The sequence below is a fragment of the Chryseobacterium sp. KMC2 genome (genome assembly GCF_016756935.1).
GTDB classification, from domain to species: domain Bacteria; phylum Bacteroidota; class Bacteroidia; order Flavobacteriales; family Weeksellaceae; genus Chryseobacterium; species Chryseobacterium rhizosphaerae.
In genome coordinates, this window is record NZ_JAESIT010000010.1 from 99040 (window position 1) to 120804 (window position 21765).

Annotated in this window: 20 protein-coding genes, 2 tRNA genes and 1 pseudogene; 17 read left to right on the forward strand and 6 right to left on the reverse strand. The window is 36.4% G+C overall.

What is annotated here, in order from left to right:
• Window positions 1-106: 106 nt before the first annotated feature.
• Window positions 107-1633, reverse strand: a complete 1527-nt coding sequence (locus tag JML65_RS13480) for a helicase HerA-like domain-containing protein (protein ID WP_047491993.1) — start codon at window positions 1631-1633, stop codon at window positions 107-109.
• 134 nt (window positions 1634-1767) lie between these two features.
• On the opposite strand from JML65_RS13480, the gene JML65_RS13485 reads away from it, so the two are divergent.
• The 4 genes from JML65_RS13485 to JML65_RS13500 all read left to right on the forward strand — a co-directional run bounded on the left by JML65_RS13485 (window position 1768) and on the right by JML65_RS13500 (window position 5341).
• Window positions 1768-2841 (forward strand): hypothetical protein, encoded by a 1074-nt coding sequence (locus JML65_RS13485; RefSeq protein ID WP_202271147.1) that lies wholly within the window; start codon window positions 1768-1770, stop codon window positions 2839-2841.
• A gap of 394 nt (window positions 2842-3235) precedes the next feature.
• Window positions 3236-4645 (forward strand): MBL fold metallo-hydrolase, encoded by a 1410-nt coding sequence (locus JML65_RS13490; RefSeq protein ID WP_202271148.1) that lies wholly within the window; start codon window positions 3236-3238, stop codon window positions 4643-4645.
• Between the two features lie 4 nt (window positions 4646-4649).
• On the forward strand, window positions 4650-5021 hold the full coding sequence (locus JML65_RS13495) for a rhodanese-like domain-containing protein (protein WP_202271149.1): 372 nt from the start codon (window positions 4650-4652) through the stop codon (window positions 5019-5021).
• 20 nt (window positions 5022-5041) lie between these two features.
• Window positions 5042-5341 (forward strand): thioredoxin family protein, encoded by a 300-nt coding sequence (locus tag JML65_RS13500; RefSeq protein ID WP_047491938.1) that lies wholly within the window; start codon window positions 5042-5044, stop codon window positions 5339-5341.
• A gap of 60 nt (window positions 5342-5401) precedes the next feature.
• On the opposite strand, the gene JML65_RS13505 is transcribed toward JML65_RS13500, so the two are convergent.
• On the reverse strand, window positions 5402-6154 hold the full coding sequence (locus JML65_RS13505; protein WP_202271150.1) for a nitrilase-related carbon-nitrogen hydrolase: 753 nt from the start codon (window positions 6152-6154) through the stop codon (window positions 5402-5404).
• A 245-nt stretch (window positions 6155-6399) separates the two neighbouring features.
• On the opposite strand from JML65_RS13505, the gene JML65_RS13510 reads away from it, so the two are divergent.
• The 6 genes from JML65_RS13510 to JML65_RS13535 all read left to right on the forward strand — a co-directional run bounded on the left by JML65_RS13510 (window position 6400) and on the right by JML65_RS13535 (window position 12442).
• Window positions 6400-6840: a DUF6646 family protein gene (locus JML65_RS13510; protein ID WP_047491944.1), complete on the forward strand. Its 441-nt coding sequence runs from the start codon at window positions 6400-6402 to the stop codon at window positions 6838-6840.
• A gap of 105 nt (window positions 6841-6945) precedes the next feature.
• Window positions 6946-8427, forward strand: coding sequence for an RIP metalloprotease RseP (gene rseP / locus JML65_RS13515; protein ID WP_047491947.1), 1482 nt, complete (start codon window positions 6946-6948; stop codon window positions 8425-8427).
• 81 nt (window positions 8428-8508) lie between these two features.
• Window positions 8509-8585 (forward strand) — tRNA-Asn (locus JML65_RS13520).
• A gap of 84 nt (window positions 8586-8669) precedes the next feature.
• On the forward strand, window positions 8670-9389 hold the full coding sequence (locus tag JML65_RS13525; protein ID WP_202271151.1) for an AAA family ATPase: 720 nt from the start codon (window positions 8670-8672) through the stop codon (window positions 9387-9389).
• Window positions 9390-9525: 136 nt separating this feature from the next.
• Window positions 9526-9599: transfer RNA gene (locus JML65_RS13530), tRNA-Asn, on the forward strand.
• 383 nt (window positions 9600-9982) lie between these two features.
• On the forward strand, window positions 9983-12442 hold the full coding sequence (locus JML65_RS13535; RefSeq protein ID WP_237390885.1) for a DUF5686 family protein: 2460 nt from the start codon (window positions 9983-9985) through the stop codon (window positions 12440-12442).
• A 121-nt stretch (window positions 12443-12563) separates the two neighbouring features.
• Here JML65_RS13535 and JML65_RS13540 read toward each other — a convergent pair whose 3' ends face one another.
• The 4 genes from JML65_RS13540 to rplU form a co-directional block, all read right to left on the reverse strand.
• A complete protein-coding gene (locus tag JML65_RS13540; RefSeq protein ID WP_143330553.1) occupies window positions 12564-12737 on the reverse strand; it encodes a bacteriocin-like protein in 174 nt (57 codons plus the stop codon).
• A 232-nt stretch (window positions 12738-12969) separates the two neighbouring features.
• Window positions 12970-13137: a bacteriocin-like protein gene (locus JML65_RS13545; protein WP_157969872.1), complete on the reverse strand. Its 168-nt coding sequence runs from the start codon at window positions 13135-13137 to the stop codon at window positions 12970-12972.
• 235 nt (window positions 13138-13372) lie between these two features.
• The gene (gene rpmA / locus JML65_RS13550) at window positions 13373-13630 is read right to left on the reverse strand and encodes a 50S ribosomal protein L27 (protein ID WP_047489604.1); all 258 of its coding nucleotides are present in this window, start codon (window positions 13628-13630) and stop codon (window positions 13373-13375) included.
• Between the two features lie 12 nt (window positions 13631-13642).
• Window positions 13643-14218 carry a 50S ribosomal protein L21 gene (rplU, locus tag JML65_RS13555; RefSeq protein ID WP_081989034.1) on the reverse strand — a complete coding sequence of 192 codons (576 nt, stop codon included), beginning with the start codon at window positions 14216-14218 and terminating at the stop codon, window positions 13643-13645.
• Between the two features lie 184 nt (window positions 14219-14402).
• Here rplU and JML65_RS13560 point away from each other — a divergent pair, with 184 nt between their 5' ends.
• The 7 genes and pseudogenes from JML65_RS13560 to JML65_RS13590 all read left to right on the forward strand — a co-directional run bounded on the left by JML65_RS13560 (window position 14403) and on the right by JML65_RS13590 (window position 21744).
• Window positions 14403-15287 (forward strand): metalloprotease, encoded by an 885-nt coding sequence (locus JML65_RS13560; RefSeq protein WP_202271152.1) that lies wholly within the window; start codon window positions 14403-14405, stop codon window positions 15285-15287.
• A gap of 114 nt (window positions 15288-15401) precedes the next feature.
• Entirely contained in the window at window positions 15402-16490 is a 1089-nt protein-coding gene (locus tag JML65_RS13565) for an acyltransferase family protein (RefSeq protein ID WP_202271153.1), read from the forward strand.
• 74 nt (window positions 16491-16564) lie between these two features.
• Window positions 16565-17142, forward strand: a pseudogene (locus JML65_RS13570) (tRNA-(ms[2]io[6]A)-hydroxylase).
• 32 nt (window positions 17143-17174) lie between these two features.
• Window positions 17175-17792 (forward strand): DUF502 domain-containing protein, encoded by a 618-nt coding sequence (locus JML65_RS13575; protein WP_084086948.1) that lies wholly within the window; start codon window positions 17175-17177, stop codon window positions 17790-17792.
• A gap of 91 nt (window positions 17793-17883) precedes the next feature.
• Window positions 17884-19260 (forward strand): tryptophanase, encoded by a 1377-nt coding sequence (locus tag JML65_RS13580; protein WP_084086947.1) that lies wholly within the window; start codon window positions 17884-17886, stop codon window positions 19258-19260.
• A gap of 248 nt (window positions 19261-19508) precedes the next feature.
• On the forward strand, window positions 19509-20582 hold the full coding sequence (locus JML65_RS13585; RefSeq protein ID WP_202271154.1) for an FAD-dependent oxidoreductase: 1074 nt from the start codon (window positions 19509-19511) through the stop codon (window positions 20580-20582).
• Between the two features lie 4 nt (window positions 20583-20586).
• Window positions 20587-21744, forward strand: a complete 1158-nt coding sequence (locus JML65_RS13590; RefSeq protein WP_202271155.1) for a pyridoxal phosphate-dependent aminotransferase — start codon at window positions 20587-20589, stop codon at window positions 21742-21744.
• The last annotated feature ends 21 nt before the right edge of the window (window positions 21745-21765 follow it).

The window sequence follows — 21765 nt, forward strand, 5'->3', positions numbered from 1 at the left end:
TTAAATTAATAATCCTGTGGTCCTGATATTTTCTTCGTCAATCAAGATAACCTGCTAAAGTAACGAAAAATATATCAAAAACATAACAGGCCCTCTTTCTTTTCAACTATCTTCTTCGACCTCCGAGGCCAAACATTCCAAGAATAGCTTTTGCCCCTTCTCTCATTAAGGTTGTGGTAAAAGTTCTTCCTGCTTTGCTTTGCAGCACCTGTTCAAACATCCCCGGTTCTTCTTTTACCGGTTTTGTTCGTTGATTGGATGCAGGATTCTGGGCAGCCTGTTCCATTCTGTTCGTAAGCATTTCATAGGCAGACTCTCTGTCTACAGCCTCTTCATACTTGGCTACTAAAGCAGATTTCGATGTAAGCTCGGAAATTTCAGCGTCGCTCAGAACATCCATTCTTGATTCCGGAGAAATCAGGTAAGTATGTACCAATGGTGTAGGAATCCCTTTTTCGTCCAAAGCCGTTACAAATGCTTCTCCAATTCCTAAATTCTGAATCAGACTTGAAGCATTATAAAATTCCGTGGTCGGATAATTTTCAACTGCTTTTGTGATCTCTTTTTTATCTTTTGCGGTAAAACCTCTGAGTGCATGCTGTATTTTTAGTCCTAATTGTGACAATACATTTTCAGGAACATCACCAGGAATCTGCGTGATAAAATAAATTCCAACTCCTTTTGACCGGATCAGTTTCACCATGGTTTCAATCTGTGATAAAAGAGCTTTTGAGGCTTCATCAAAAATAAGGTGCGCTTCATCAATAAACAGCACTAATTTTGGTTTTCCACTATCCCCTTCTTCTGGGAATGTCATATATATTTCTGCGAAAAGCGAAAGCATGAACGTGGAGAACAACTGTGGTTTACTTTGTATTTCAGCCACTCTTAAAATATTCACGACCCCTTTTCCGTCTCTTGTTTCAAGTAAATCCTGGACATCAAAACTTAATTCCCCAAAAAAGCTGGAAGCTCCCTGCTGCTCCAACGCCACAATAGACCTGAGAATAGCACCTAAGGAAGCCGGAGCTATTGATCCGTAATTGGCAGCAAGCTCTGCCTTTCCCTGAGCATTATCCGTCACATACTGCAATACTTTCTTTAAGTCATTCAGATCAATTAACGGAAGACCTTTATCATCACAATATTTAAAAACAATAGACATAATACTCTGCTGAGTATCATTCAATTCTAATATTTTACTCAGAAGAACCGGTCCGAATTCTGTAACCGTAGCTCTCAGTTTCACTCCCTTACCTCCTGAAATGCTCATCAGCTCTACCGGAAACCCCTGAGGATTATAAGGCAGTTGTGTTTTAGCATATCTCTCTTCGATAATAGCATTCATCTGACCTGCTTCAGCTATTCCTGAAAAGTCACCTTTAATATCTAAAACAAGCGAGGGTATTCCTGCATGAGAAAGCTGTTCTGCAAAAACCTGCAGTGTTTTTGTTTTACCGGTTCCTGTGGCTCCGGCAATAAGACCATGACGGTTGATTGTTTTTAAGGGAATAGTCACATTAACTTCCGGAACAACTTCTCCGTCCAACATTCCCTTTCCCAGTATAATATGATCCCCTTTCGGAGTATATCTAGCATTTAATTCTTCTGTAAATTGTGTTTTGTCTGCCATCTGATCGCTTTTTAAACTTATAAATATAAAAGTTTTTGTAAAATATTTAATCATTAAGAAAATATTATACCATTAATTTTTGTTTTTACTTTCTGCAGATTAATGCTTATCTTACTTTTTAAAATGAACATCAGATGTATGTAAACAAGATCCTTTGCAGAAAGAACTTATTAATTCTCTTCTCTTTTTTATTCACAACCCTTTTTTCCCAACCTCGGAAACAACCTGTAGATCTATTGATCAAATGTGATTTTACTCATCAAGCCACTTCAGTGATTTTCCCTCCACTATGGTCAGGATTCCAAAGAGAGGCCATTTATTCTTATGATATGCAGAATAAGCATGTAGCTATAAGCTATATACAGCAAAGCACGAAAAAGAACAAGACTATACTCACGCTGTATATTTACCCCAGAAAATCAATTGACAACCAATCGCTTAGAGATGAGTTTTCTTCATATGAATATGCCCTTAATCAGAATTCCAATAAAGGCACAGATATAAAACCTTCATTTGGAAGCGCTTCCAATGACCAGATAAAAGTAAATTATATTTATTCCATATTCAATCACTCAATGGGTGAGCGCGATTTTTTCAAAGGGGTAAAGTATACTGATAAAATGTCTCTTCTTTCTATTTATGAATGTGGGGGATGGAATTTTAAGATCAGAATATCTAGTGATGATATGACCCAGGGTCAGCTGGCTGAATTAAAAGCTAAAACTGAAGGATATTTTTGCCTCCTGGATATCGCTTCTAAAAAACCTATGCCGATCGAACAGACACCGGACATCATTCTGTCTCCCGTTGTGAAGAGAGATTCTATGATGATGTACTCCACAATCGCTGCAGCTAAGGCTAAAATAGAATGGTTAGGGAACCACTCAGAAAAAAAAGAACTTCTGACAGGATTTAATGATATGAAAATTGATTCTGAGGTTTATGCCATTGAGAAAATGATAGCATTCTATAAAGCCCATGAAAAAGATTGGCCCCTGCACGAGGACACAAAAAAATATTTTACTCAAATGATCACCATAGCCGACAACGAAAAAATTAAAGATCATATTTATGATAAGTATAACCGATTGATTAATTATGAGGAAGGAGAGGCCAGAAAAGATGAGTATATCCAATTCAAAACAGATAAAAATATTTCAGAAAACACCAATGAAATTGTATACAAAATATATTATAAACTGGAATAGATAAAAAGTCCGTTTAAACTTAACCATAAAAGTCATAAAAGATTTTTAAACACTTAAGCTATTTAAGTTATATACTTTGTGTATAAAAAGTACACAAAAGTTTTGTGGTTTTTGACTAAGTCGAAATAATATTCATCGACTGAAAGGAGATAATCTTCGATTTGTGGTTGAGTAAAAAAGTTTAAACAGCTTTATATCTTAAGTTTTATTACAAGAACATGATAAAAAACAGTATTTAAAAATTAACATTCTCTAAGGCATTATTTTTGTTGAAAGGAAAGGGATCTAAGTATTTATCGAGTTATTGTATTGAAAGAAACTATTATTCAGATTTAACATTTCGTTTACAATTCATCTAATACTTTGTATCTTTAACTCATTAAAAAAATACCCAATGAAAATTGAACAAATATATACGGGCTGTCTGGCTCAGGGTGCCTATTATATTGTATCAGAAAATGAAGCTGCCATTATAGATCCGCTAAGAGAGGTAAAACCTTATCTGGATCGCTTGGAAAAAGACAATGTCACCTTAAAATATATTTTTGAAACCCACTTTCACGCTGATTTTGTTTCAGGTCATTTAGACTTAAGTGAAAAGACGGGTGCTCCAATTATTTACGGACCAACTGCCGCTCCTGAATTTGAAGCTATCATTGCGGAAGACAACCAAATTTTTGAAATTGGAAAAATAAAAATAAAAGTACTGCATACCCCAGGTCATACAATGGAAAGCAGCACCTACCTTTTGATTGACGAAAATGGTACTGAAACGGCAATTTTCACAGGAGACACTCTGTTTTTAGGTGATGTGGGAAGACCGGATCTTGCCCAAAAGGCAACCAGCCTCACTCAGGAAGATCTTGCCGGTATTTTATACGACAGCCTTCAAAGCAAAATTATGCCACTGGATGACAGCATCACTGTTTATCCTGCACACGGTGCCGGCTCTGCGTGTGGAAAAAACATGCAAAAGGAAACGGTAGATATTCTGGGAAATCAGAAAAGAACCAATTATGCACTGAACCAGCCCGATAAAGAATCTTTTATCAGGGAAGTTCTGGATGGGTTAACGGCTCCTCCAAAATATTTCGGGATGAATGTAGCTATGAACAAAGGTGGATATGAAAGTCTTGACGTTGTGATGGACAAAGGGTTAACGCCTGTTTCCGCAGAAGATTTTGAGGCTTTTGCAGAAGAAACCGGTGCTTTAATTTTAGATACCAGAAGTGCTGCAGAATTCCATAAAGGATTTATTCCAAACTCCATCAATATTGGAATAAAAGGTGACTTTGCTCCATGGGTAGGAACGCTTATCGTGGATGTAAAACATCCTCTGCTGTTGGTAACAGATACTGAAATGGAAGAAGAAGTGATTACCAGATTAAGCCGAGTAGGTTTTGATAATGTTGTAGGCTATTTAAAAGGAGGTTTTGAAGCCTGGAAAAACGCAGGCAGAGAAATTGATGAAATCAAAAGAATTACTCCCACTGAATTTGCAGATCAGTTTACAGAAGAGGCTACCGTTATTGACGTCAGAAAACTGAGTGAATACTCGGCAGAGCATATTGACAATGCTTATAACAAACCATTAGATACCATCAGTGAATGGGCTCGTGGCATCGATGATTCAAAACATTTTTTCCTGCACTGTGCAGGTGGATACAGAAGCATGATTGCTGCCAGCATTCTTAATTCTCACGGGATCAGGAATTTCACAGAAATCGAAGGAGGTTTTAACGGAATCAAAAAGACAGAAAAATTCCCAACAACGGATTTTGTATGTCAGTCCAAAACATTATAAATTCATGAGAATTCAATTTTGGGGACTTATTTTCGCTTCAGCTTTTATCTTAGCTTCCTGCAAAACAACCAATCTTGCAGAGGCTCCAAAAGCCGATATTAAAGAAGTGGTAAACAGTTCGGAAGTAACATTGGTAGATGTAAGAATTCCTGAACAATATGCTGCAGGAACAGCTAAAAACGCCATCAATATTCCTCTGGCTGAAATTCAGAATAATATTGAAACATTAAAAGGCAAAAAAGTAGTGGTATTCTGTAACAAAGGAATGCAGGCAGACCAGGCCATGGAAATTTTAAAGAAAAACGGCGTAGAAGCTTACGACGGAACATCCTGGAAAAATGTAAAAGCAATCCAGAACGAAACTGACAATAAATAATTTGAATAAGCTAAAAAACTATGTCACAAAAATTTCAGGAAATCATAAACTCCGAAAGACCGGTACTTATTGATTTTTTCGCAACCTGGTGTCAGCCTTGTAAGGTACAGTCTTCGGTGCTGAACACTGTAAAAGAGAATATCGGAGAAGGAGCCAGAATTATAAAAATAGATGTGGACCAATATCCGGCAATTGCATCACAATACGGAGTTCGGGGAGTTCCTACACTAGCCATTTTCAAAAATGGCGAGCTTTTATGGAAAGAAAGCGGAGTACATGATGTCAATACCCTGACGACTCTTCTTCAGCAATATATTTAACTAAGGCTAAGATTAAGGTTGAGCTTTTAATCATAAGGCTCAACCTCAATCTCAGCTCTCTTACCATTGAATTGAGAAATCATCCCGATCATTTAAAAACTGGAAGTGTTTTCTAAAATCGGCCAATTCATTCATATCCAATTCTGCAGATACCACATTCCCGTTTTTATGGGAAATTTCTTTGCCATCAGCAAAAAAGCAGTGCGAACTTTCCTGATAAAAGAGATTATTTCCATCCGTTCCTATTCTGTTCAAACCAAAAACAAAAGACAGGTTTTCAATAGCTCTTGCTTTTAAAAGATGTTCCCAGGCCCCTACTCTTTTCTCCGGCCAATTAGCTACATATAAAATAGCGTCATAATCATCATTGTTTCTTGCAAAAACAGGAAAACGAAGATCATAACACACCTGAAGCAGAAATCTGATTCCTTTATAAGTGACAATAACCCGTTCTTTTCCGGGAGTATACACTTTATCTTCCCCTGAAAAGGAAAATAAATGTCTTTTATTATAAAACACTGTTTCTCCATCCGGCTGTACAAAGTACATTCTATTATAAAAATGACCATTCTGCTCTACCGGAGCACTTCCGCAGAAAGCCGTATTCTTTTCTTTTGAAATAGTTTTTAAAAACTCCAGAGATTCTTCATTTCTATCCGAAACTTCAGAAGCATCCATACAAAAACCGGTTGAAAACATTTCAGGCAGCATAAAAAGATCAGCTTCCTGATGCTGAAGCTCATGTTCTATAGCTTTAAAATTTCCGGCTTTATCTTTCCAGATGATATCTAAATTAAGTCCTACCACTTTCATCTTTAATGTACGTTTAAATTATTACAATCCGATTTATAAAAATACGGCTTTTATATTTACAAACGGACAAAGAGACCTTAGATCGTCTCTTCTTTACCCGCTACGGTCTCTTTTTTAAAACTTATTATTAAAAGATTGAATTTCTTAATAATTCATAAAGTCTTCTGTTTTTGCCAGATTGATGGTTTTCGGTTTCATTTTTGATGGTGATAATTTTTATTAATATCATTAAAAATTAGAAATTTATGAAGAAATTGGTTTTTATGGTGATGGTACTCTTTTTTGGAGTTGCTGCCAATGCTCAGGCTTGGACAGGAAAAGGAGACCAGAAAATTCAGTTGGGTTTAAGTGCCTGGGGATACGGAACAGGTATTACGGGGACTTATGATTATGGACTAAACAAAATGATATCAGTGGGAGCCGGTATCAATGGTTACTTCGACAATTACAAAGATAACGATAAAGACAACCGTGTTTTTGTTTTCGGAAGACTGAATTTTCACTTACAGGAAGCTTTGAACCTTCCTTCCAAATGGGATATCTACCCGGGAGTTGATCTGGGAGTGCTTGGAAAAGACTTCGGAATAGGAGCTCATATTGGGGCACGTTACTTTTTCACAGAAAAAATTGGCGTTTTTGCAGAGGTCGGTAATAATGGAAGTCTTGGAGTTTCGTTCAATTTATAACCAATCGTCTTTAAATATGACAAAGCTTCTCGTTTAGAGGGGCTTTTTTATTTGGCATAGTTTTGATAATTGTTACCTTTGCAAATTAAAATCTAAAATTTATTAATGGAAATAGCAATCAAACTCTTTCAGTTCATTCTGAGTATCTCTATACTGGTAGTTCTTCATGAGCTTGGGCACTTCTTACCGGCCATATGGTTTAAAACAAGAGCCGAAAAATTCTTCCTGTTTTTTGATCCTTACTTTTCAATTTTCTCAATGAAGAAAATCAATGGTCAATGGAAGTATAAATTCTTCTCAAAAAACCTGCCGGACACTGAAGTAACAGAGGTTAACGGAAAGAAGGAAGAAGTTCCTATCGATATATCAAAACTTCCAGACAGTGACTGGAGAAAACATCCTGAGCAGACCAAATACGGAATCGGATGGCTTCCTTTCGGAGGATATGTGAAAATTGCCGGAATGGTAGACGAAAGCATGGATACCGCACAGCTAAAAAAAGATCCGGAATCTTGGGAATTCAGAGCTAAACCAGCCTGGCAGAGACTGATCATTATGCTTGGTGGAGTTACTGTCAACTTTTTCCTTGCATGGATCATATTTTCAGCACTGGTTGGGAAAAATGGAGAAAATATTTTTGAAGCGGATAAAATTACAACCCCACTTCATTATACGGAAGCCGCAAAAAAAATGGGCTTTCAGGATGGGGATAAGATCTTAAAAGTAGACGGAAACGTTCAGAAAGATTTCAAAAAGTTAGCACTTGATGTTTTATTGAGTGATGAAATAACTGTTTTAAGAGATGGAAAAGAGGTTACTTTCCCAACCAATGACGACGGAAAGGCTTTTGCATTCCAAGATCCTGAACCTAAAGCATTCTTAACTCCAAGAATGTCTCCTGTTGTGGATACTATTGTAACAAAATCTACTCTGGATGCAGGATTAAGAATCGGTGATAAAATACTTTCTATCAATGGAAAGCCACTTAATTATTATGATGAAGTAAAACCTTTGGTAGTTCCTAATGCCGGAAAAGTAGCAGATTTTCAAGTCTTGAGAAATAATCAGGTGGAAGATTTAAAAATCCCGGTATCGAAAGAAGGAACAATTGGAATCTTAGCATTCAAAGAAATTGAAAAATATTCTGTTCATAACGATTATAACTTCTTCGGATCAATCAAAAGGGGATTCACACTTACGATTGAGAGTTTAACGTACCAGATTAAGCAGTTCAAATTAATCTTCAATAAAAAGATCAAAGGATACAAGAAAGTAGGCGGACCCATCGCTATTGTAAAAAATATGCCTATAAATAAAGATGCTACAGGACATGTTTCTATTGACTGGTCAGCATTCTGGGGCTTTACAGCAATGTTCTCCGTATGGTTGGCATTCCTTAACCTTATTCCAATTCCGGGACTTGACGGAGGTCACGTTTTATTTACCCTATATGAGATCATTGTAGGAAAACCTGTTCCACAAAAAGTATTGGAAAATGCTCAAATGGTGGGGGTTATCTTCCTGTTAGGATTAATGGTACTGATATTCGGAAGCGACATTTTTAAAATGCTTACCGGAGGTTTATAATTTTTTTGAGAAAATTTATTAAAAATATTTGCAGGGTATAAATATTCGTCCTATATTTGCACCACTTAAAAACAAGGACATTCCTCCTTAGCTCAGTTGGTTAGAGCATCTGACTGTTAATCAGAGGGTCGCTGGTTCGAGCCCAGCAGGAGGAGCCAAAAAAAGACTTACATTTTGTAAGTCTTTTTTTATTTGCATATATTTTGCTTAGTAGACATTGATATACTGTAATTATATAAACAATGCCTTACCTATCCCGGATCTATTTAAAAGACAACCACCCGCAAGACTTCCCTTTTAACCTTCCTTTTTTGAGTAAAGGCTTGGATCTAAGGCTTAAAAACAATGTTACTTTTTTCGTTGGAGAAAACGGAATCGGTAAATCAACTCTGTTGGAAGCTATTGCGGAAAACTGCGATTTCAATGTGGCCGGAGGAAACCGAAATCATCATTATAATTTCCATAAAACAGAATCCGGGTTATCAGAACACCTTGTGCTTTCCTGGAGTACCAAAACGACACAGGGATTCTTCATGAGAGCTGAGAGTTTTTTCAATTTTGCCACCTATATCGACGAAGTAGCTGAAGAAGACAGAAGGGTCTTGGAGGCCTATGGAGGCAAGTCTCTGCACCAGCAATCACATGGCGAGGCTTTCCTATCATTATTCCACAATCACTTTCAAAAAGGAATTTATATCCTTGACGAACCTGAGTCTGCTCTATCACCCCAGAGACAGCTTTCTTTGCTCTCCATCATCCACAAATTAGAAAAAGTAGGAAAAGCTCAGTTCATTATTTCAAGCCACTCACCTATCTTGATGAGCTACCCGAATGCTGAAATCTATTTATTAGATGACAAAATTCAACGTATCCCATACAAAGAAACGGAGCACTATCAGCTGACAAGGAATTTTTTGGAGCATCCGGAGCGGTATTTTAAACATTTATTCGAAGATATCTAAGATGAAATTAAAAATAAGTGAAATATTTCTTACTGAAATTCAACATATTTAGTTTAAAACCATCGATAATTGGGGATAAAACTTGACTGATATTAATATTCCTCTTATATTTGCATCACTTAAAAATAAGGAAAATTCCTCCTTAGCTCAGTTGGTTAGAGCATCTGACTGTTAATCAGAGGGTCGCTGGTTCGAGCCCAGCAGGAGGAGCAAAAAGACTTACATTTCTGTAAGTCTTTTTTGATTAATAAATCTTCTGTTTGCTGAAAACAGCAAACAATAAAGGACTTCAGCTCATCACTTTCATCTTTGTATAAGTCGTAAATATTGTGACTTTTCATCTCAATTTAATCTCCTGATTCATTACATTTTAAGCGCTTAAAAATCATCTCTCAATCTTAATAATTGCTAGTATTATTTTCGTTACATTTGCAAACTTATAGGGAATAATAATTTTTTCTATTTTTTTCTAATTTTTTTGAATAAACTGCATACTTTTTGTTTGTGATAATTGCTTGAAGAAACGAATGATGTTAAACAATAACCCTAAACACAATTTTTTATTTTTTTTCCTGCTTTTCACCAGCTTTTCGTTGGCTCAAAATAGAGTAAGCGGAAGAATTGTCGATGAAAAAAATAACAAAGAGCTTACTAAAGTTGATATCTTTATCAATAACAGTAAAATCCCGGCACTTACGACAACTTCCGGAAGCTTTGTTATTCAGTCTGACAGTATCATCAGTACATTAAAATTCTCAAGAAAAAGCTATACGCCTGAAACCCTGGAGGTCACTCCCGAAACTGCTGAAAATATTATTGTTCAGCTATCTCAGGCAAAAGTGAGCAGCATCCAGGAGATTGTTATCAATACCGGAAAAACCAAATACAAAAGCAAAAAAGAAAATCCCGCATATGCCATTATGCAGAAAGTCTGGGCACGCAAAAGAAACAATGGCTTAGAAAAGTTTGATACCTATTCATACAAGGAATATGAGAAAACTCAATTTGACCTTAATAACCTGGACAGCACATTTATGAAGAAAAAAATCTTCAAAAAACTGGATTTCATTTTTGATTATGCTGATTCTACAGCAAGCGGCAGATTAGGACTTCCCATCTTTATAAATGAAGCTGTTTATGAAAATTATGGTAAAAATAAGCCCGAAAAAGACAGCAAAAGAACACTTGTCGCCCAGAAGACTTCAGGGTTTCAGGATAATCAGGTAATCACTGTTTCGGCAAAAAACCTGTATCGTGAAATCAATATCTATGACAATACCCTTAATTATTTCGATATAGGATTTCAAAGCCCCGTAGGATCAGATGGATTCAACACCTATGACTACAGCCTGGTAGATACCATTGCCATTCATGGGGAAAAAGCTTTCCATATAAGATACCAGCCTAAGAGAAAGGATATACTGGCTTTCCAGGGAAATCTCTATATAGACACAGACACCTATGCCGTTATAGGAGCCACCTTAAAATCAACACAAAAAATAAACGTCAACTTTGTCAATAGTGTTTCTACCCAACTGGAATATGACAACCCTGACGAAACCACATTCCTCCCTAAAAAACTGGTTACAGAATTTGAGATAAGTCCTTTTTCCAAGAAAAAAGGATCTAAAAGTATTATCGCTAAAAGATCCGTAGATTATTCAAATTACGAATTCAATAAACCTCTTGACCCAACCGTATTCAAGAGAAAAGAAGAGGAATACGAAGACGAGTTTGTCAAAAAAGATGATGCTTATTGGACAAAAGCAAGACCTGACACATTATCCAAATCTGAACAGGGAGTGTACAACATGCTTGATCAGCTCCAGCAGACGCCAAAATTCAACCATATGGTTAAATTATTTGAAACTCTCGGTTCCCGTCACTATAATGCCTTTAAAGGCGTAGATATTGGTCCTATTTTTTCAATCTATGGAAGAAATGAAGTGGAAGGAGACAGAATAAGACTGGGTGCAAGATCGTATTTCGGATTAAATGATACATGGAGAGTACAGTTTTATACAGCATATGGATTTAAAGATCAACAGATAAAATATGGTGTTGACGCCAGATATATGTTCAATAAGCTAAACAGGTTTATGATAGGAGCCGGAACCAGTAGAGATATTGCTCAGCTGGGAGGACAGCTGACCAGTGGAGACGGTATGACCGGCCCACAATCTACTTCTACATTCTTTGCAAGAGGTGAAAACAATTCCTTAAGTTCCGTCAACCAAACCAGAGTATTTGCAGCCATTGAACCTTGGAAAAACATACAATTCAGAGTAGATGGGGTAATGCAAAGCATTAAATCTGCAAACCTGGAGCTGTTCAACCTTATGTATTATAAAGACGGAAACTTAAGAAAAACAGTAAATGACTCTCATGTTACCTTCAGCATAATAGCAAAACCGGGAGCAAAATTTTCCCAAACAGGGATTGACCGATACCAGGCAAAAAACCTTGCCCCAACCATTGTATTAAGATATACAAGGGGAATTGAAGGACTCTTCAATGCCGACTTTAATTATGACAAGCTGCAGTTCATGCTTTCCAAACCATTCCTTATTGGAACCATCGGTAAAACAGTTGTTAACTTTGAGGCCGGAAAAAACTTTAATACCGTTCCACTGGCATTACAGAATATCATTCCCGCCAACCTTTCCTATGGGTTGGTACCTAATACCTTTTCACAGCTTAATTATTACGAATTCGTGGCCGATTCTTATGTCACCCTTAACCTTGAGCATCACTTCAACGGAAAAATACTTTCTTACATTCCATTGATCAAAAAATTAAAGCTTAGAGAGGTTGCATTTATAAGAGGGGCTTATGGATCATTAAGTGACGAATCTAAAACAATTAACGTAGAAGGTTTCAAATACTCAGCGCCCCATGAGCATATTTACTTTGAATACGGATTTGGAATTGAGAATATTGGAATTGGAAATCTTAGAATTTTCAGAGTGGATTTCAACTGGCGAGGAAATTATCTTGACAGACCGGATATCTCAAAATTCGGTATTAAAGCAGGATTTCAGGTTGGATTTTAATATCATATAAATAATCCGCGGCTTCAGAGAAGCTGCGGATTATTTTTTTTCAATTTTATCTAACATTTATGATGCATTGGAAGACATAGGGTAAAACACCCAAGGCATCTATTGATATTAACTAGTCAAAACATTCCGACAAGGTGCATGGCTCAGAAAGCATACAGTTGGCCTGCTGCCATGAGTTCCATCTGCACCAATCAAAACATGATTGAAATAAAGAAGGGCACGTTGCTGCCACTCCTCCGCTTATTTCCTTTAAACTTTTTTTAGTTAATTTTTTCAGATTTTTCATATCAATGCATATTAATGGTTATTAGTCATTTATATTGTCAACCTGTTAGCACTCACAAGGTTCTTCGTAAGTATTGGTTAAACAATGTACCTTCTGCCATGCGCTCCATCCACACCATACACTACAAGAACTTGTTATAGGCGGACATTTTTCTGCACCTCCCTGAATTAGTTTCAAATTCTTCTTTGTTAGTTTTTTTAGATTATTCATATCAATGTGATGGTTATCGCCATTAATTACATGAGCAAGATTGCTCTACATAGAATATACAACGAAATTTCTCTATCGGAGACAACCCACACCATACATCGCATGATCTGATTGGAGCCTGAGGACATGATCCCGCTCCACCATTAATTTCTTTAAGGTTCTTCTTTGTTAATTTTCTTAGATTTTTCATGTTAATTAGTTTTTAATTTTTGCCTACTCTATACGCTTTTCGGCTTCCGCAATTAACTTATTGTATGACACTTAACAAATATATAAATATTTCACAAGCAATAGAATATTAATGAAAATATTTTTATTTCTTCCGTAAACAAATGGCTCAGGCCTCTTTTTCAGGATAAAAAAGACAAAAAAAAGCCTCAGCAAATGAATGCTGAGGCTTAATTTTTTATAAAACGCTTAACTTATTATGCGTTTGCTTCTACAGATACGAAAGATCTGTTGTTTGCTTTCTTTCTGAAAACTACTTTACCATCTATTAATGCAAACAAAGTGTGATCTTTACCGATTCCCACGTTATCACCTGGGTGGTGCTGAGTACCTCTTTGTCTAACAATAATATTTCCGGCAATAGCTGCTTGTCCTCCGAAAATCTTCACACCTAATCTTTTAGAGTGAGACTCTCTACCGTTCTTGGAACTACCGACTCCTTTCTTGTGTGCCATTTTATTATTGGATTATTTATTAAGTGCTTTAAATTGATCGATATTCTTAATGATAGCAGCATCTACTTCTTCATGAGTAAGAATATTCTTTTCTAATTCAACTTTAACCGCTTTTCCTAAAGTAATTAAAGTTTCTCTGTTCTCTTTAGACTGAGACAAGTTGTTTTTCTTTAAGTGATAGTTCAACTCGTGATCTTCACCAAAGTTAACAGTTGCATGGTCAGAAAGAACCTCTGCTTTCACAGTTTCTTTTTTAGCAGCTTTTTTTGCTCCTCCTTCAAAACCAGTAATACCAGTGATTACGATTTGAGTTAAAGATTGTCTGTGACCATTTTTCACTTTGTAACCTTTTCTTCTTTTCTTTTTGAAAACGATTACTTTATCAGCTTTTACGTGATCTAGGATCTCTGCTTCTACAGTGATTCCGTTTACAGCTGGGGCGCCTACAGTGATTGCTCCGTTTACAGTAAGAAGAACTTTATCGAAAGAAACTTTTCCTCCTTTATCTCCTTTTAAACGGTTTACAAACAACTTCTGGTCTTGCTCAACTTTGTATTGAAGCCCTGCTATTTCTACAATTGCAAACATTGTTTATAAAATTTTTAGTTATTTCGAGGTGCAAATATACAAATAAAAATCTAAACCCCTTACAATCAAAGCAATGTTTTTTTCGTAAATAATCTATTCACTATGTTTTGAATAATTTTTTGCAATAAAGTATTCATATGTAAAAGATAATTTTATATCTTCGTTTTACCAAACTAATATTTTTATGAAAAAAAACCTTAATTTCTGCTTAATAGCAGGATTTATTGCTGCGTTTTCATTAACATCATGCAGCGATGACAAAATGGAAGAAACGGTTTCACCGGACCAAGCTTCAAGTGCAAAAATTGATCAGCCGAGCGATCTTGAAAAGATCTGTTATTATGTGGACAATAACTGGAACTCCACTGCAGTATTGAAAACATCTTTACAAAATTCTACTGACACCAACTTCATGAATGCCCAAATGACTAAGATTGCAAGTCTTTGGGGAAGAAGTAACCCCACTCTACGATTTGTAGACGATCCATCCAATTACAATTCTACGTACAATGCCATTTCCTATTCCACAGGAAAAATTTATTATGGCTATGCAATCTATTACGATGCAAAATCAAAAGGCGGAGATATCGTTAATGCCATGATTCTTGCACATGAATACGGACACCAGCTTCAGTACATCTTTGGACTCCCTTCTGTTAGTGAAAACACAGCAAGACCCAATGAATTGGAAGCAGATGGTTTTGCCGGGTATTATTTGAGAAGACCTAACGGTTACAACAAAACAAATTTTACAGAAATTGCATCAGCCTATGAGTTTGCACAAAGCATAGGTGATTATCAGACCAACAGTCCTGGACATCATGGAACACCTGCCCAGAGAAGATCTGCAGTACGTTTAGGTTTCCTTTTAGGACAATACGACCTTAATGCAGCTAATTTCGACTATAATTTCTTCTATTATTATCAGGGAGTTTTAAACGGCACTTACAAAATGGCTAAAAACACAGTTAATCCTGAAATTGACGCTTATATGAGTCAGTATATTGATGAACTGAAAAAAATTCAGACAGGAGAAATTTCTGCTGAAGAGTTTAAAAATCTTAAATAACACAAACATTCATTTTTATCATATTTAAGAAAGGAGGCAGAATATTCTGCCTCTTTTTTATTGACTTGAAAAATAGCGTAAGTTTATTTACTTTTGACTCCACATCCTACAACAATGAACAGAGACCTTTATATTGATTTTGCCAAAGGACTGGCAACTCTTTCTATTATATTTATCCATACCGCTTTCTGGTCTGGCCAATTTTATATTCCGGCAGAAGTAAGGGTATTTTCTCTTGTCTTTGATGTAGCGCTTTTTTACGCATTAAGCGGGATTACTTCAGGAGCGAATATTGAAAAAACATTGTACAGGCTGCTGAAACTACAGATCACCTATATGATTTTTGTAACATTCCTTTTCTTTATGGATTATTTCTTTAAAGTCTTTGGGCTCAGTTTCTTTTCTTTGGAATGGCTTCAGCATTTTTATTCAACATTCGGTTCAAAATATACCACTACAAGCATTTCCACAACACCCCAGTGGCAGAATCTCGGGAACTGGTATCTTCACCAATATACCAATGCCGATACCTTTCCGGTAGTAATGGGAAGTTTCTGGTATCTCAAGGTTTACTATATCCTGACTGTTTTTGGCGTTTTAATTTTAAGGTTTTTCCCAAAACATATCAATTGGTTTATAGGGATTTGTGTTGCTTTAACCATATTATTCCATATTTTCCCTGAATATTATCCTACGGGCCAGGTTGGCTATGTAGCCTTCTATCTGGCTGTATTTTTAGTAGGCAACAGAATGCGTGGAAAAAAAATTCCGGGAAAACTAATTCCCGTTTTATATCTTCTTGTTGCCGGTAGCTTATTGTGGATGTTCTGGTATTATGGAGGTGAGATTTTTTACAAAATAAATAAAAACAAATTCCCTCCCAAAATACCTTATATCATATGGACGCTGTTTTCCCTTGTCACCTTATTTGTTCTTTATAACAGATTAAAGATCACAAAAGAAAATTTCATTACCTACATTGGTAAAAATGCTATTTTCTTCTATTTCGCACAGGGACTCAGCTCATCCCTGGTTTATTTCCTGGTAGTTCCTTTACAAGAAAACATGCCTTGGTGGATACTGATGTTGCTTATCTACTTTATCAATATCATATTAGCCTTTATTATTTCTGCGGGTTTAAAAAAGGTAGATACTTCAGGATGGAATATTTTGGAATTCCTAAGGAGAAAGACCGCATCTTAGCATTTTAGAGGTTAATTTGAAATAAAATAATCATTCTTACCTCAATTTGTCTTAATTTTACAAAAATTTATAACATGTTTAAGTTGAAACTTCCTACCGATCCCAGGTGGGCAAATATTGCGGAAGGAAACATTGAAGAAATTTTGACCGATCATGCATGGTGTGAGCAAAAAGCAGCTACCAACGCCATTACACTGATCACAATGCTTCCGGAATATCCCGAAATGGTTACAGAGCTTCTGGCTATTGCCCAGGAAGAACTGGATCATTTTAATCAGGTTCATGAAATCATCAAAAAAGAGGCTACACCTTCGGGAGAGCCAGAAAAGATGATTATGTCAACCAATTAGCAAAATTTATTGTTCAAGGATCCAGAGACGAGCTCATTATAGATAAATTGCTTTTTGCAGCAATGATTGAAGCCAGGAGCTGTGAAAGATTTAAAGTACTCACAGAAAACATTAAAGATGAAGAACTTAAAGTTTTCTATAGAGAGCTTATGATATCTGAAGCCAACCATTATACTTCATTTATTGGTTTTGCAAGACAGCTTGGAGATCCGGAAACAGTAAACAGACGCTGGGAAGAATGGCTGGAATATGAAGCTAACATCATTAAATCCTATGGAAATAAAGAAACCATCCACGGGTAAAATTTAAAAAATAATAGAGTAAAGACGATACATTGAAGAAACCTAGCTTTGAAAATATTGCTAACATTTTTCTGAAAAACTTTTTTCAGGGACTGGTTATTATTGGCCCTATTGGGCTTACTATTTTTGTGATCTGGTATGTGGTGAGTGCTATTGACAATCTTGTTCCATCACTTGCCAAACAAATCCCAGGGCTTGTTTTTGTTTCAATTATATTATTTACAGCTATTCTGGGCTATTTAGGAAATAAATTCGTGGTAGGAAGGTTCTTTTTTGATACCATGGACAGTTTACTGGAGAAAACTCCAGGTGTAAAACACATTTACACCCCCACAAAAGATGTCATGTCTTCATTTGTGGGCGATAAGAAAAAATTCAACGATCCTGTGTGGGTGAAAACCAACGAAAATCCTGAAATATGGAGAATTGGCTTTCTAACCCAAAAAGAAATGTCAGACGTTGATAAGCATAACTATGTTGCAGTATATCTTCCCCACTCGTATGCTATTTCGGGCTGGGTAATTGTGACTGAGGAAAAAAACATCAAACCTGTAGTAGGAATGAATGCAGCTTCAGCAATGAAGTTTGCAGTAAGTGGCGGTGTAGCCGGTTTCCACTCTGATGAAAATATATTTAAAGCCCCTGAGTAATCCCCTACTCTCCTTTACGTATACTTTGATGAATTTGAAATTATTTTCGAAGCAATTTTCTCTATAAACAATTAAAAACATACTATAGCACATGAATTTACCTTACGCGGAACCTTTCCGCATTAAAATGGTGGAAGAAATCCGCCAATCCACCAGAGAAGAAAGAGAGCAATGGCTTAAAGAAGCAAATTATAACCTTTTCAACTTAAAGTCGTCACAGGTTTTCATCGATCTTTTGACAGATTCCGGAACCGGAGCCATGTCAGACAGACAATGGGGAGCCCTGATGACCGGAGATGAAAGCTATGCCGGATCACGCTCTTTTGAGCAACTGCAAAATACAGTTGAAAAAATTACCGGTTTTAAGTATTTACTTCCGACACACCAGGGAAGAGCTGCAGAAAATGTGCTTTTTTCGGTATTGGTAAAAGAAGGAGATGTAGTACCTGGAAATTCTCATTTTGATACCACAAAAGGTCATATTGAAATCAGAAAAGCTCACGCTATCGACTGTACTATTGACGAAGCTTTTGAAATTAATGACCTTCACCCTTTCAAAGGAAATATCAACCTTGAAAAACTGGAAGAAGTCTATAAAAGCCATCCTAAGGAAGACATTCCCTTCTGTCTGATTACAATTACCTGTAATTCTTCGGGAGGCCAGCCTGTTTCTTTAGAAAATATGAAGGCTGTAAAACAACTCTCTGATCAATATGGAATTCCTGTATTTTTTGATTCAGCAAGGTTTGCAGAGAATGCTTACTTTATTAAAAAAAGAGAAAAAGGTCAGGAAAACAGAAGTATCAAAGAGATCTGCAGAGAAATTTATTCTTACGGTGACGGAATGACCATGAGCTCCAAGAAGGACGGACTGGTTAACATCGGAGGATTTATCGCTCTGAATAATGAAGAACTTTTTAGAAAGGCCTCAAACTTCACGATTATCTTTGAAGGCTTTATCACGTATGGAGGAATGGCAGGAAGAGATATGGCTGCCCTGGCTGTAGGCTTGGATGAAGCTACTGAATTCGCTTATCTTGAAAGCAGAATTTCTCAGGTTGAATATCTCGGTAACAAACTGATAGAATACGGAATCCCGGTTCAGAAACCTATTGGCGGACATGCTGTATTCATCGATTCATTAAATTTCCTTCCTAATGTTTCCCGTGCAGAATATCCGGCACAGACTTTAGGACTTGAAATTTACAAAGAAGCAGGGATCAGAACCGTAGAAATCGGCACTTTACTGGCCGACAGAGATCCTCAGACAAGAGAAAACCGCTATCCTAAGCTGGAGTTGGTACGTTTAGCTATCCCTAGAAGAACCTATACCAATAATCACATGGATTATATTGCTGCTGCAGTCAAAAATGTATATGAAAGACGCGAAGAAATAGCAAAAGGATATAAGATCACCTGGGAACCGGAAATTTTACGACATTTTACGGTTCACCTTGAAAAAGCATAAAAACAAAACCGGAAGAAATTCCGGTTTTTCTATTATCCGGATAATTGTCCATTTTTCATATAAACAAATGAAAATGTTCAACTTAAAAGAAACAAAGTTCTATGCTTTTCGTTTTATTTTTCAGAAATTCAGAATTAAATTACTTTATTTTTTTCAAATCATGAATGTTTTTGATTTACATTTGCACCTATCTAAAAATAGATTGCGAAAAGTAATTAAACACCAACTGAAAAATCCGTTATTCCGAAATGAAGAAAATTGCTGTCGTGGGCGCTGGTATTTCCGGCTTAAGCATGGCGAATTACTTAGAAAAGCACAATATTGATTATCATATTTATGAAAGAAGGAAAAAAGAAGATTTAGCAGGTCACGGCTTCCTACTCCCACAAGAGGGAATTGAATATCTTTCACAGATTATAGACCCTAAACTCCTTTTCAACCATGGGAATTTTCTAAAAAAATACATACAATACTCTCACAAAGGAAAAATTCTTGCCGAAAAAGATCTTAATGATGTTTTTGTGATTTCAAGACATGCATTAATCAATATTTTAACTCAAAATATTTCTCCTGACAAAATAACGTATGAAAAAACGTTAACTTATGACGAAAAAGGGAAACTCCAACTTCCTGACGGCACTGATATCGATTCAGACATTGCTATTATTAGTGATGGTTCCAGAAGCCGCATCAGAAGGGAGATTTTTAAGAATGAAAAATTGAGACTTGTAAGAGAAAACGAAATTGTCAACATCATTCAAAACAAAAAAATAGCAGCCTGCATTGAAAACAACTTTATGAAATTCCATCTTGAAGAGGGCGGACTGACATTCGGAATCCTCAAACTTTCCACAGATTCTATTCTATGGTATTCACAATTTGACAGTGAAAAATACAAGATCAGTGAAGAATGCTCCATGGGCAGTCTAAAAAAATACATGACTGAACTTTTTAAGGACTGGAGCCCTTTAGTCTCATCTATTATCAAAGAATCCAGTTATAAAAACGCCCATTTATGGCAAGTATATGAATTGGAGGAACTTAATCCTTTTTATCAGGATAATGTTGTCTTTATCGGAGATGCCGCACACCCACTCATCCCGTTTACAAGCCAGGGAGTTACCTCAGCACTAAAGGACTCGTTCACTTTGACTAAACACTTAATTGAGGAAGAAACTACAAGTGTGGCCTTCCAAAAATATGAAGCAGAAAGAAAACCGGAAATTGAAGTCCATATTGCCAACGGAAGGGCTTTACTTAATCAGTTTTTACTTCCGCTAGACCAACATTCTAAAAACATTTTACCAATCTCTTATAAATAAAAATATGTTCACCAATAACGATATCAATTTTGAAGCTCTGAAAAGAAAAGCCTACAACGGAAGATGGGCAACCCTGGAAGATGGAATTATTCCTTTGACCGCAGCGGATCCGGATTTCAGAACAGCTCCTGAAATTGAACAGGGTATCATTGAATACATTAAAGATGGCTATCTGAGTTATGGTCCTTTTTCCGGCCTTCCGGAGTTTAAAAAGAATGTAGCAGAGCATTTCAATACAGAGAAATTTGGAAATTTCACGCCCGAAAACGTGCTTGCTGTCAACAGCGCAGCGCAGGGGATGTTTTTAATTGCCTCCTACGTTCTGGAACCGGGAGAAGAAGCTATTATCCTGGATCCTGTAGATTTTCTATTTAAAAAATCCGTGGAAGCAGTGGGTGGAAAGGTTGTATTATGCCCTGTAGATACCGTAACCGGAGCTATTGATTTTGAAAAAATGACATCACTGATTACTCCAAAAACCAAACTTATCAGTATATGCAATCCACATAACCCACTCGGAAAGGTATATTCCAAGGAGACGCTAAAAAAGGTTTCTGAAATTGCTTCTGCTCATAACTTATGGGTGATGAGTGATGAGATATGGAGCGATATCGTCTATGATCACAAAGATTTTCATACCTATTCATCCGTCTCAGAAGAAGCAAAGAAAAAAAGTTTTACAGTATATGGATTTTCAAAATCATTTGGTATTGCAGGGCTCAGAATTGGGGCTGTTTTATGCAATGATCAGGATGTCTTTGAAGATTTTGTAGAAAAATCAAATTTCAACTCAACTATAGAAGGAGTTTCTACATTATCACAGATTGCAGCAAGTGTGGCCCTGGAAAAAGCAAAACCCTGGTACAGGGAATTTTTGACACATTTACAGAATAACAGGGATCTTGCTTTCCAAATATTGAGCAGGTCTGAGGTTCTGCAACCTCATCTACCCGAAGCTACTTTTGTTTTATTTCCCAAAATTAAAAACGGAATGTCCAGCGATGAATTTGCCAAACATGTTCTCGATCAAGGTAAAGTAGCTATTGTACCGGGTTCAGAAAGATGGTTCGGAAAAGGAGCGGAGGGACACATCAGGATCTGTTTCTCTACTTCACAAGAAATCCTGGAAGAAGGACTGAATAGAATAATAAAAAGCTTTTAATATTAAAAATATTCATCAAAA

What these genes read in the sequence shown, in the direction of transcription:
- JML65_RS13480 (WP_047491993.1), bottom strand. Translation starts at nt 1,633, where the DNA reads ATGGCAGACAAAACACAATTTACAGAAGAATTAAATGCTAGATATACT.
- JML65_RS13485 (WP_202271147.1), top strand. Translation starts at nt 1,768, where the DNA reads ATGTATGTAAACAAGATCCTTTGCAGAAAGAACTTATTAATTCTCTTC.
- JML65_RS13490 (WP_202271148.1), top strand. Translation starts at nt 3,236, where the DNA reads ATGAAAATTGAACAAATATATACGGGCTGTCTGGCTCAGGGTGCCTAT.
- JML65_RS13495 (WP_202271149.1), top strand. Translation starts at nt 4,650, where the DNA reads ATGAGAATTCAATTTTGGGGACTTATTTTCGCTTCAGCTTTTATCTTA.
- JML65_RS13500 (WP_047491938.1), top strand. Translation starts at nt 5,042, where the DNA reads ATGTCACAAAAATTTCAGGAAATCATAAACTCCGAAAGACCGGTACTT.
- JML65_RS13505 (WP_202271150.1), bottom strand. Translation starts at nt 6,154, where the DNA reads ATGAAAGTGGTAGGACTTAATTTAGATATCATCTGGAAAGATAAAGCC.
- JML65_RS13510 (WP_047491944.1), top strand. Translation starts at nt 6,400, where the DNA reads ATGAAGAAATTGGTTTTTATGGTGATGGTACTCTTTTTTGGAGTTGCT.
- rseP (WP_047491947.1), top strand. Translation starts at nt 6,946, where the DNA reads ATGGAAATAGCAATCAAACTCTTTCAGTTCATTCTGAGTATCTCTATA.
- JML65_RS13525 (WP_202271151.1), top strand. Translation starts at nt 8,670, where the DNA reads ATGCCTTACCTATCCCGGATCTATTTAAAAGACAACCACCCGCAAGAC.
- JML65_RS13540 (WP_143330553.1), bottom strand. Translation starts at nt 12,737, where the DNA reads ATGAAAAATCTGAAAAAATTAACTAAAAAAAGTTTAAAGGAAATAAGC.
- JML65_RS13545 (WP_157969872.1), bottom strand. Translation starts at nt 13,137, where the DNA reads ATGAAAAATCTAAGAAAATTAACAAAGAAGAACCTTAAAGAAATTAAT.
- rpmA (WP_047489604.1), bottom strand. Translation starts at nt 13,630, where the DNA reads ATGGCACACAAGAAAGGAGTCGGTAGTTCCAAGAACGGTAGAGAGTCT.
- rplU (WP_081989034.1), bottom strand. Translation starts at nt 14,218, where the DNA reads ATGTTTGCAATTGTAGAAATAGCAGGGCTTCAATACAAAGTTGAGCAA.
- JML65_RS13560 (WP_202271152.1), top strand. Translation starts at nt 14,403, where the DNA reads ATGAAAAAAAACCTTAATTTCTGCTTAATAGCAGGATTTATTGCTGCG.
- JML65_RS13565 (WP_202271153.1), top strand. Translation starts at nt 15,402, where the DNA reads ATGAACAGAGACCTTTATATTGATTTTGCCAAAGGACTGGCAACTCTT.
- JML65_RS13580 (WP_084086947.1), top strand. Translation starts at nt 17,884, where the DNA reads ATGAATTTACCTTACGCGGAACCTTTCCGCATTAAAATGGTGGAAGAA.
- JML65_RS13585 (WP_202271154.1), top strand. Translation starts at nt 19,509, where the DNA reads ATGAAGAAAATTGCTGTCGTGGGCGCTGGTATTTCCGGCTTAAGCATG.
- JML65_RS13590 (WP_202271155.1), top strand. Translation starts at nt 20,587, where the DNA reads ATGTTCACCAATAACGATATCAATTTTGAAGCTCTGAAAAGAAAAGCC.